The organism is Variovorax sp. 01N429 (assembly GCF_056399425.1).
The window spans coordinates 1-504 of sequence record NZ_JBFTRG010000086.1 but is presented as its reverse complement, the minus strand read 5'-3'; the positions used below and the strand labels follow the sequence as shown (position 1 = coordinate 504).

At 71.6% G+C, this 504-nt stretch carries 1 protein-coding gene; it reads right to left on the bottom strand.

All coding sequences use genetic code 11. The features are described from left to right. Positions 1 to 463, bottom strand: a 463-nt coding sequence (locus AC1DSF_RS30705) for an FAD-dependent oxidoreductase (protein WP_478184089.1), incomplete at its 3' end; no start/stop codon positions are given. Positions 464 to 504 lie beyond the last annotated feature (41 nt).

The following is a 504-nucleotide window of genomic DNA, read 5'->3' as shown; positions in this document are numbered from 1 at the left end:
CATACGTCCGACCGACCAAGTCGTCCGGCGCAGCACGCCACAGCGGCGGCGCAGTGAACTCCTCCGACACCGTGACCCATTCGACGCCGTGCGGTGTCAGCGTTTCCACGCCGGTGGCCATCACGACGGCGGCCGCCGTCAACACCGTGCCGTCCTCGAGGACGACTTCGGCGCGATCGTCGTGGCCGTGCACCGCAGAGGCGCGGCCGCGGACCACAGTGCAGCGTTTGCCCTCTTGGAGMCGGACCAGGTCGGCCGCGAGCGCATCCGCGAGCTGCTTGCCGGTCGACCAGCCCCCGGACACATTTTCCACCGCACCGATGCAGTTCAGCGCGCCGCCGACCCGGTCGGCCTCCACGACCACGGTCCGGAGCTGGAGGCTCGCGGCCATGAGCGCTGCGGCGACCCCGGCGGGCCCGGCGCCGACCACGACCAGGTCCACGTCGTACGACTGCGCGCTCATGCGTGGGCTCCTTCGGCCATCCGCGCCAGCATGTCGTCAGC